Origin of the sequence: Paenarthrobacter sp. Z7-10, assembly GCF_026932795.1 — a bacterium.
In the GTDB taxonomy this organism is placed as follows: Bacteria; Actinomycetota; Actinomycetes; order Actinomycetales; family Micrococcaceae; genus Arthrobacter_M.
Window position 1 is genome coordinate 1 of record NZ_JADPVH010000089.1, and the last position, 9,539, is coordinate 9,539.

General features: G+C 61.7%; 10 protein-coding genes and 1 pseudogene. 1 reads left to right on the forward strand and 10 read right to left on the reverse strand.

Annotation, left to right across the window (positions count from 1 at the left end):
- Nucleotides 1–113 precede the first annotated feature (113 nt).
- Complete coding sequence (locus tag IV498_RS17800) at nt 114–1,106, forward strand: phospholipase D-like domain-containing protein (protein ID WP_269048420.1); 993 nt, start codon at nt 114–116, stop codon at nt 1,104–1,106.
- Here IV498_RS17800 and IV498_RS17805 read toward each other — a convergent pair.
- The 10 genes and pseudogenes from IV498_RS17805 to IV498_RS17845 all read right to left on the reverse strand — a co-directional run.
- Complete coding sequence (locus tag IV498_RS17805) at nt 1,027–1,953, reverse strand: type I restriction endonuclease (RefSeq protein ID WP_269048421.1); 927 nt, start codon at nt 1,951–1,953, stop codon at nt 1,027–1,029. The two genes, IV498_RS17800 and IV498_RS17805, sit on opposite strands and share 80 nt — an antisense overlap.
- 10 nt (nt 1,954–1,963) lie before the next feature.
- Nucleotides 1,964–2,899, reverse strand: a complete 936-nt coding sequence (locus tag IV498_RS17810) for a restriction endonuclease (RefSeq protein ID WP_269048422.1) — start codon at nt 2,897–2,899, stop codon at nt 1,964–1,966.
- Complete coding sequence (locus IV498_RS17815; RefSeq protein WP_269048423.1) at nt 2,896–4,203, reverse strand: restriction endonuclease subunit S; 1,308 nt, start codon at nt 4,201–4,203, stop codon at nt 2,896–2,898. The genes IV498_RS17810 and IV498_RS17815 overlap by 4 nt, the downstream gene beginning before the upstream one ends.
- Nucleotides 4,200–5,300 carry an HsdM family class I SAM-dependent methyltransferase gene (locus tag IV498_RS18985; RefSeq protein ID WP_330059857.1) on the reverse strand — a complete coding sequence of 367 codons (1,101 nt, stop codon included), beginning with the start codon at nt 5,298–5,300 and terminating at the stop codon, nt 4,200–4,202. Before IV498_RS18985 ends, IV498_RS17815 begins: the two co-directional genes overlap by 4 nt.
- Nucleotides 5,183–6,169: a type I restriction-modification system subunit M gene (locus IV498_RS18990; RefSeq protein WP_330059859.1), complete on the reverse strand. Its 987-nt coding sequence runs from the start codon at nt 6,167–6,169 to the stop codon at nt 5,183–5,185. The genes IV498_RS18985 and IV498_RS18990 overlap by 118 nt, the downstream gene beginning before the upstream one ends.
- 304 nt (nt 6,170–6,473) lie before the next feature.
- Nucleotides 6,474–7,256 carry an SDR family NAD(P)-dependent oxidoreductase gene (locus IV498_RS17825; RefSeq protein WP_269048424.1) on the reverse strand — a complete coding sequence of 261 codons (783 nt, stop codon included), beginning with the start codon at nt 7,254–7,256 and terminating at the stop codon, nt 6,474–6,476.
- A complete protein-coding gene (locus IV498_RS17830; protein ID WP_269048425.1) occupies nt 7,253–8,095 on the reverse strand; it encodes a fumarylacetoacetate hydrolase family protein in 843 nt (280 codons plus the stop codon). The genes IV498_RS17825 and IV498_RS17830 overlap by 4 nt, the downstream gene beginning before the upstream one ends.
- Before the next feature lie 392 nt (nt 8,096–8,487).
- The gene (locus IV498_RS17835; RefSeq protein ID WP_269048426.1) at nt 8,488–8,838 is read right to left on the reverse strand and encodes a cupin domain-containing protein; all 351 of its coding nucleotides are present in this window, start codon (nt 8,836–8,838) and stop codon (nt 8,488–8,490) included.
- 79 nt (nt 8,839–8,917) lie between these two features.
- Nucleotides 8,918–9,137: pseudogene (locus tag IV498_RS17840) on the reverse strand (SDR family oxidoreductase); the annotation flags it as partial.
- A gap of 196 nt (nt 9,138–9,333) precedes the next feature.
- A partial coding sequence (locus IV498_RS17845) for a hypothetical protein (protein WP_269048427.1) occupies nt 9,334–9,539 on the reverse strand: 206 nt, incomplete at its 5' end.

Genomic DNA, 9,539 nt, shown 5'->3' on the forward strand with positions numbered 1-9,539 from the left:
ATGAACCCGCCCTTAACAATGAAAGGACAACGCCTTATGCGTTGGCCTTTCACAGCAGAGCAGTACACCGCCCGCCAGCGCTACCGTGTTCCCGGAAACTTGCTACCAACTACATGGACTGGCGCTACCACCAAGCGCTACTCGCCACCACAGCCGAGCCGCTGGCTGACGGATTATACGAATCGCTCTACACGGAGGTCCTGGCCTGCCGGCTCGCCGCGCAACCGCAGCTAACCCCGGCCTTCGAGAAGGTCGACGACGACGCCTCAGCAGAGGTCCTCGGCCGCCACATTGGCGAATTGGCCAGGGCCGCACTCGCAGAAGCAAAGCCGGAAAACAGGGTTGCGCTCGCCAACAACTTCCTCCAGGCACTGCAGCATCCGGACTCCATCCACGCCGGGCCGCAACAACTGCTGTCCCTGGCTGCACCGGAGAAGCTCCGCCGCCGAAACCTGCGCAGGCCCATCACCCGGCTGAGCGATGCCGCGCTGCTGACGAATGGCAAAGATGATCCGAATCTGGCCGGCGAGATCCGCGCGGAGATGGCATCGGCCAATAGTGTTGATCTTCTTTGTGCATTTATCCGGTGGACGGGTCTGCGGCTGCTGGAACCTGCTCTCGAGGACCTGCGTGACCGTGGGGTGAGACTGAGAGTTATCACGTCCACTTATATGGGCGCCACGGAACGCCGGGCCGTCGACCTGCTGGTCCGCAAATACGGTGCCGAGGTCAGGATCAACTACGAAACCCACGCGACTCGGCTGCATGCCAAGGCCTGGCTGTTCCGTAGAAACACCGGTTTCGACACGTCCTACGTCGGCAGCTCCAACCTGAGCCAGGCCGCCATGCTTGACGGACTGGAGTGGAACGTCAGGCTCTCATCTGTGGGGACGCCGAAGCTGCTGCAGAAATTTGAGATCACCTTTGACAGCTACTGGGAACAGCGCACCTTCCAGCCCTACGACCCTGACATCGACGGGGAAGAGCTTGACGCAGCCCTGGAGCGCAACGGCGGCCGCGCAGTTTCTAGTCCGGACGCCTACACGGGCCTGGAGATCCAGCCGCAGGGAAGAGCAGGGATTTGCGGATCTCGCGTTCGCCGGTGACGGGGTTGGTTTTGTCGCTGATCTGCAGGTGCAGAAATTTGCCGATGATGTTCAGCCACGGGCCGCGCTGCAGAACTCGTTCCCAGAGGTAGCTGGTGGCCGAGCCCTTGGGGTTGGGCTGGTTCCCGGACCGGCCGCTGTCGCCTAGATTGAAGGGCAGGAAGTGGGTGTCCTTGCCCTTGAGCTCGGTGGTCATCTGGATCTCGTCATTGCTGACGGCGAAGTGCACCAGGGCGCGCCGGCCGAACGACAGCAGCGGCTCGTCCTTGTTCTTTCCGTTCCGTGGGAGCCGGTCTCTGCGGTACTGCTCGACGGCGTCATTGATGTTCTGCGTGAAGTCCGTCTTAAGCTCGATGGTCGCGACCAGCAGGCCGTTGACGAACAGGACCAGATCGATGCTTTTCAGCGTGTCCACCGTGGAGTAGTGGACCTGGCGGATCACCCGGAGGCGCACCTTGCCGTACCGCTCCAGCGTCTCCGGGTTCAGTCCCATGGCCGGCTTGAACTGGCACATCTCAAACTTTGCGGCAACGTCCTTGAAGCCCGTACGCAGGACCGAGAGCATCCCCGCTTCCTTCGTCGCCGGCTTGTCCAGGACCTTGCAGAGCCGGTCCAGAAGCAGCCGCTTGGCGATTTCGCGTTCCGCCGTCGAATCGGTGGGTTTCACGGCCTTGAGCAGCTGTTCCGGTTGGGTTTCATCCAGCCAGGCAATGACGTCCTCGGGTACGAGGGCGCGAGCGGCGTCGTAGAGCTCGCTGGCCTTGCGATGCGGCTCGTAGATCCAGCCCTCAGCCGCTAGGGCCTGGCAGATCTCTTCCTCGAAGGTCACTTCATTGTGCTGTGCCATGCCGTTTCCCCTAGAAACTATCGAAAAAGTCTTGGTCCAGCTTCTTTACGACAACCGTGCGGTCGACCTGGACGCCCACGCCATACTCGAACATGAGCGACGCCAACCGCTGGCCGTCGATGAGAATCAGCGTGTAATGCGCTGTGTCGCGGGCGACAGCCCGCGCTCCGGTGGTGAACCTCGATGTGGTAATGAAGATACCTTTGGTGGCGCGGAACTGGCCAAGTGCCCCGCTGAACGCCTGCACCTCGGGTGCTCCGACGTTATTGCCCTCCGAGTAACGCTTGGCTTGGAGGTAAACCCGGTCAAATCCCAGCGCGTCCTGCCAGACAATCCCGTCGATGCCTTTGTCGCCAGAACGCTGCGTGGGCTTGAGATTGTCCTCCCGGTCCGTTCCGTAGCCAAGAGCTCTGACAACGAAAGGAATCAGGCGCTCGAAGGCATCGGGAGACAGCTCCAGCAGATTGCGGTAAAGCTCGTCGATGACAACCTGATTAAGTTGAGCCGCCGACTGCTCGAGGGCCTCGGACGGATCGGCGTCAACGGCCACCTCGGAGACTGCGCTAGCCGGTTCGATGCCTGGAAGGGCCGCCTTCTTGGGCGCCTTTGACGTGTTCTGGTACGCACGGTACGACTCGTATTCCATCAGCGTCTGATAGGTGATTTCCGCAGTTGAGGACGCTCGACGAAGGCCCTCGTCGCTGATCTTGTATTGCCCGCGTGCCTCGCGCACCAGCAAACCGGCCTTCATGGAGTCGAAAACCGCCCAGTTGATCCTATTGGCCCACCGAGCCTCGCCAGATGACATGACTTCCGCCGTGTCCTCTTCTGTCAGACGGGTGCGCTTGGCCACGACTGTCCTGATTTCAGCATTCCGGCGGATCTGGCCATCCGACATGACTCGAAGAACCGGGTCAACGAACCCATGCCACTGAGGCAACGTCATGGCTTTGAAGCTCCTGCCAGAACGTCGATTTTGCCGGTCACCGCAGCTGAAATCAAGGCGGAACGGCGCTCCGCGAGGAGCCCGACAGCTAGCTGCACCTTTGCAATCAACTGGTCAATACGTTGAGTTTTACGGTCCAAATGGCCTGCTATGGCGACTTGCTCCGAAATCGACGGAAGGGAAAGCTGGAAGCGTCTGATGTCGTCCTGAAAGAGGTGGGGGACGCCCATGCCACCCTTTAGAAGCTGAATGGTGTGGCGGAGGTAGTCGGACTGAAGCAAATAGAACAAGTAGACTCCGTCGATACTAGGTGATGGTGTCAAAACCGCAATGGAGCTATTTACGGTAGCTGGTTCAGGTAGTTCCCGAACAACATTGACGGTTCCCAAAGTTGAGCCGTCCTTCGCGAGGACAACGTCCCCCAGTGAGAGTTTGATCTCCGGCGACTCCTCGAAACGATCCTGACTGATGCGATTGACGTCTTTGAAGTCAATGTCGCGGCCTTTAATATTCGGCGTCGAGAGGAACGCAACACCATCAAGTACATACTCTTCCGCCTTTAGTCCCTTCCATCCAAGACGAGCTCTAACCCATACCTCGTAAGACATTCTTGAGGCACCCCATCCCGCCGGGATGTCGCCGAGCCAAGGGATGTCGGATGGTTTGGTGGGGGCGGTGGGATCGAGGCCTTTGGTGACGGCGTGGGTAATGATGGCTTGGCGCTTTTCGGCGAGCAGCGCGATGAGCCGCTCCTGCTTGGCGATCAGTTGATCAATCTGAGCGGTTTCGCCGTCGAGGAAGCGGGCGACTGTGGCTTGGATTGCGAGGGTCGGGAGCGGCAGGCTGATTCTCGGGATGTCTCCCATGCCTATGTTCTTCTGCGTGTTGGCATTTGAGTAGCCGTCAATTTCAAACTGGCACTCTGGCGACTTGAGGCAGTATTCGATGAAACCTGGATCCGCCAGGGTTTCGTTGATTCTAATTAGGGCGAGCGGCGACCATATGCTGAATTCCGTTGACGTCTTGACGCGCGCAATCTTGCCGGTTGACGCGGCCTTCCCCATTAGGAGGTCATTCATATGTGGGCGGGCCTTGCGGACGAAATCGGCGTGGTCCTCAGAGGAGACGTATCGACACCCGGCAAAAACAAGTTCACCGTCTTGAATGGCGTCAACTGAGAGGAAGGGAACCCCTTCCGCCATGAATTCTGGCGTTGAATGAGGTCCGTCGGTTACCGGGACGGCCAACGCATTCTTGAGTCTTCCGATCGGCCAGTCCGATTCCCATTGGCTTGCAACAGTCACTTCTCGACCTCAGCCAGCAGTGTTGTGATCTCGGCGATGAGTGTGTTTAAGTCAGCGTCGATCTCGTCCAGAGAACGGGGCGAGACATACTTGTAGAAGTGCCGGGTGAAGGGGATTTCGTATCCGATTTTGGTCTTGGACTCGTCGATCCAGGCATCGGGGACGTGAGGGAGGATTTCGTGCTCGAAGTAGGCCTTGATGTCTTCACGTAAGGGGACGTTTTCGGTGTCACGCAGCTCAGTGCCTGCTTCGGGTGCCCCCTTTGGGCCCTTGCAAACGTCGGCGGTTTCGTCGTGTTTGGAAAGTCCGGCGAGGACAGCCTTCAGCGCGGGCGCACCGAGTTTGAGGCCGGCGCTGGAAAGAGCCGGCCTGAGGGCCTTTAGGAATGCCTCGCGGTTCTTCCAGAGTTTCGTCTCGCCTTCGCCGAGTCGCGTGAGGGCTTTCTCGAGAAGTTGCCGGCCGTCGTCCGACAGCTTCTCAACCGGCTTCTGCCCCAGAACTGCCTCAATGCGCTCCGCGGTGCACGCGAAGCTGAGCTTGAGTGGGCGTTCGACCGTGATGGTGGAGTAGCCGAAGTCTTGGTTGTTGAAGATCTTGGAGGTCTCGCCGTCGTCCTCGAAAGCGCCGTAGACCTGGACGATCTTGGCGATGTCCTTGGGCCCGAGTTCTTTGCGTTTGGAACCTAGGCTTTTGCGCATCTTGCGGAAGAAGTCGACCCCGTTGATGAGTTGGATCTTGCCGACGCGCCCCGGGTGTTTCTGCTTCTTGCTGTTGGAGAGGATCCAGATGTAAGTGGCGATGCCGGTGTTGTAGAACATGTCCGTCGGCAGCGCGACAATGGCCTCCACGAGGTCATTTTCAATCACGTACTTGCGGATCTCGGACTCGCCGGCGCCGGCGCCGCCGGTGAATAGAGGGGAGCCGTTCAGGACGATGCCGATGCGGGACCCGCCCTCGTGCACCGGACGCATCTTGCGGATCAGGTGCAGCAGGAAGAGCAGGGAGCCGTCGCTGACGCGGGGGAGCCCCGGGCCGAACCGGCCCTCGAAGCCGTATTGCTCGTGCTCCTTCTGAATCTGCGGCTGAATCTTTTCCACTCGACCCCGAAAGGCGGGTTGGAGAGCATGAAGTCGAACTGCTGACCGATATTCTCGTCGTTGGCCAGGGTGTCACCGACCGAGATTTTGGAGATGTCCTGGCCCTTGATGAGCAGGTCCGATTTGCAGATGGCGTAGGACTCGTCGTTGATTTCCTGGCCGTAGGCGACCAGGGACGCGCTTGGGTTCAGGGCATGGAGGTGTTCCTGGGCGACGGTGAGCATGCCGCCGGTCCCGGCGGTGGGGTCGTAGATGGATCGGACGATGCCCTCTTTGGTGAGGACGTCGTCGTCGTAGTTCAGCAGGAGCTGGACCATGAGCTGGATGACCTCTCGCGGGGTGAAGTGCTCACCGGCGGTTTCGTTGGAGGCTTCGGCGAAGCGGCGGATAAGTTCCTCGAACATCAGGCCCATCTCGATGTTGCTGATGGTTTCGGGGTGGAGATCGATTCCGGCGAAGTCTTTGGTGACGTGGTAAAGCAGGTCCGAGCTTTCCAGCTTCTCCAGTGTCTTGTAAAACTCGAAGCGCTCGAAAATGTCCCGAGTGTTCTCTGAGAAGCCCTGCACGTAGTTGACGATATTCGCCTTGATATTGGTGGGATCATCCAGGAGCCTGGCGAAGGTGAACTGGGAGGTGTTGAAGAAGTTGTGGCCGGAGGCCTTCTGCAGGAAGGTGTCCAGCGGGATATTCAGGTCCTTTTTGGCCTCTTGTTCGGCGAGGACGGCGTCCTTTGTGGAATCGAGGACGCAGTCCAGGCGCCGAAGGATGGTGAATGGGAGGACCACAGAGCCGTACTGCGCTGGTTTGTAGGTGCCCCGGAGGATGTTCGCGATGCTCCACACGAGGTTCGCGTTGTTGTTGCCAGCCACTGTTCCCACTTCCATTGCTGCAGGCAGTGGGGTGTCAAGTATCTTGACCCGTCTTCCTGATCTGCCGCATGCGGCGTCCCCCATCGCCGTGCAATATTTACCAATAACGCACGTACTTCTTCGAATTCTACGGGGTGGGAGTAGATTCTCCGGACTGATTTACGTCGACGGATCGATCAACCCATAGGCACTCGACGGACTCGACTGGAGTGGCAGCGGACGCTCCACCGAGGGGCTTTGTTCGATTTAGGGCATAACCCGCGATGCGTCCGGAGTCCCTAGGCCCGCTCCTAACGCCTCCCCCTCAGCCAACCGGACGCAGCCGAAGCCCCTGCATGCCGCCGTCGACGGCCAGCTCCGTCCCGGTTGTCGAGCCGGCCAGCGGACTGGCCAGATAGGCGATGGCGGCGGCGACTTCCTCCGGTGCAACGAGACGGCCGTGCGGCTGGCGGGCCTCCAGCGCGGATCGCTCCGCGGCGGGGTCGTCGGCCTTGCCGAGCAACCTTCCGACCCATGGCGTATCCGCGGTGCCGGGATTGACGCAGTTCACCCGGATGCCCTCCCGGGTGTGGTCGGCGGCCATGGCCAGGGTCAGCGAGCGGACGGCGCCCTTGGACGCGGCATACAGGGCGCGCTCGGGCAGGCCGGCGGTGGCGGCAACCGAGCAGGTATTGACGATGGCGGCGGACGGGGAGCGGCGCAGGTGCGGCAGCGCGGCCCGGCTGACCCGGACCAGGCCCAGCACGTTGATGTCCAGCACTCGGTGCCACTCGTCGTCGTCGTTATCCGCGATGGTGCCCTGGGCGCCGATGCCGGCGTTGTTGACGACGACGTCGATGCCGCCCAGCTGCTGCGCCACCTGCTCGACGGCGGCGCGGACCGAGGCGTCGTCGGCGACGTCGCAGCGGATGGCAAGGACGTCCGGGGAGGCCTGCTCCGGGTTGAGGTCGAGCACGGCCACGCGGGCGCCCCTGGAGGTGAGCAGGGCGGCCGTGGCGGCGCCGATTCCCGAGGCGCCACCGGTGACGATGGCGCGGATTCCCGAAAACTCCAAGGTGGTTTCTCCTGTCAGTGTCTCCCCGCTCATGCCACGAACTCCTGGCGCTGGCGGCCGAGTCCTTCGATGTCGATTTCGACGACGTCGCCGGCCTTGAGGTAGGGGAAGCGTCCGGAGAGAGCGACGCCTTCGGGGGTGCCGGTGCAGATCAGGTCGCCCGGCTCCAGCACCAGGTACTGGCTCAGGTCATGAATGATGGTCTCCACGTCGAAGATCATGTCCGCGGTGGAGGAGTCCTGCCGGGGTTCGCCGTTGACCCAGCTGCGGAGCCGGAGATTGCCGGCGTCCACCTCATCGGCGGTCACCAGGTATGGTCCGGTGGGACAGAAACCGGCCGAATTCTTGCCCTTGGACCATTGGCCGCCCGAGACGTTGAGCTGGAAATCGCGCTCGGAGAGGTCATTCACTGTCACGTAGCCGGCAATGTGGTCCCGGGCCGCGGCCGGCGACTCCAGGTAGGACGCGGTCTTCCCAATCACCACTCCGAGCTCCACCTCCCAGTCGGTTTTGGTGGATCCACGCGGAATGGCGACGGCGTCATCCGGTCCCGACACGGTGTTGGGGGTTTTGAGGAAGATGATGGGCTGCGTCGGTGGCTGCGCGCCGGACTCGGCGGCATGGGCTGCGTAGTTCTGGCCGATGCAGATGACTGCCGAGGGGCGGGCAATGGGTGCACCGTAGCGGAGCCCTTCGGCGGCGACTTCCGGCAGTCCGCCGGCGGCGAGGGCGGCGGCGGCCTTGGCCGGGCCGCCACCGCCGAGGAAGGCGCCGTCGATGTCCGCGGTGAGGGATTGCAGCGAATAGAGACGTTCCTGGTGGACGACGACGGGCTCTTCGGCGCCGGGGGCTCCGATGCGGGCGAATTTCATGGACGGATTCCTTTGCTTGCTGTTTGGACGGGCTGGTGCGGGTGGGCGGACTGTTGCATCAGTAGGGTACAACCATCCAGCCGAGCACCGGGGTCGACTGCAGGTACACGAGCACGCAGGCGACGAGCAGGTAGGCCAGCGACCACTTGATGACGTGGCGCAGGTCGTGGTTTTCAGCCGGGTGGCGCTATCTGCGAATCACCGCGGTCGGCGGGACGAGAGCCCCGGCTTGTGCCGCCGTCGTCGTCCGGGCGCAACCTAAGATAGCTCCCGGCCGACACGTTCGAAGGCATCACTCCGAGGGAAGCCCTGCTCGGCCTGTCGGGCGAGACCAGTGAGCAAACCGGTCCGCGTGAAACGACGCTTAGGACACCGCGATGGTGCCCCTTGACTCAATCCTGCGAGACGATATCGACGGAAATTTCCACCGCCGGAACCGTTCCCCGATTCTCAAGCCAATGGGTGGTGTTCCGGTCCTCGGGCCAACCCACTCCGGGCCCGTAGTCCCTGGCAACCCCGTCGCGATGGTCGGTGATGGTTCCCTGCAGGATGTACACGGTACCGGGACGGCCTCTGTGGTCGTGCATCGGGCCGAAGACGCCGCCAGGCTCGATCTTCACCACGCGCATGCGAAGATGGCGTCCTTCCATGCCCTCGATCTCGCCGGCAAGGTCCACCGTCGCCAGCTCCTCGACCGAGACGCCCCTTGTCTCGGGTACCGGCTTTTCCGCGTCCAGTTCCATGATTCACTCCGCCCTGACGCTGAAAAAGTCTATCCGCGCCGCACGGGGTTGGACAGGGCGAAACCGACTGCGGCTCCACGGGTTGGAGCCGCAGTCCGTGCATGCCACCGTCGACGGCCAACTCGGTGCCCGTCGTGGATCCCGCCAGTGGCCGAGCCAGGTAGACGATGGCAGCGGCAACCTCTTCCTGTCCCACCAACCGGCTGTGCGGTTGACGTGCCTCCAGCGCCACGCGCTCAGCGGCAGGGTCGCCGGCCCCGCTCAACAGGCGCCCCGACCCATGGCGTGTTTATGCCGCCGCGGATACCGCGACCGTCGGCGCATGTGTTGGTAACTCCCCATTGCCGGTCCGGCGGGCAGAGAGGATTCGGTGGGCACTAGCCCCAATGTCCTTGCCGCCCGTCCAAGCTCATAAAGAGTGTTGGCGGCCGGTTTAGTAAGTTGCTACATGGGGCTGATCCATCCCGATTTGACAATGACGACCGCTCATAGATTTTACGACGGATGAGTGGTCCGAGTGCGTTCGCACCGAACGAATATCGGCGCTTTTCCTCTAGGACGGTGCTGATTAATCGGGGGCGTTAAGGCGCGCCTTCGAACGGTTTCCCGGGATTGCGGAAGACTGGATTCATGCAGGGTATTGATGATGGTCAGCGTCAGCTTTTGGATGTTGGTGTGCTCGCGGGCCATTTGCTTCCGGC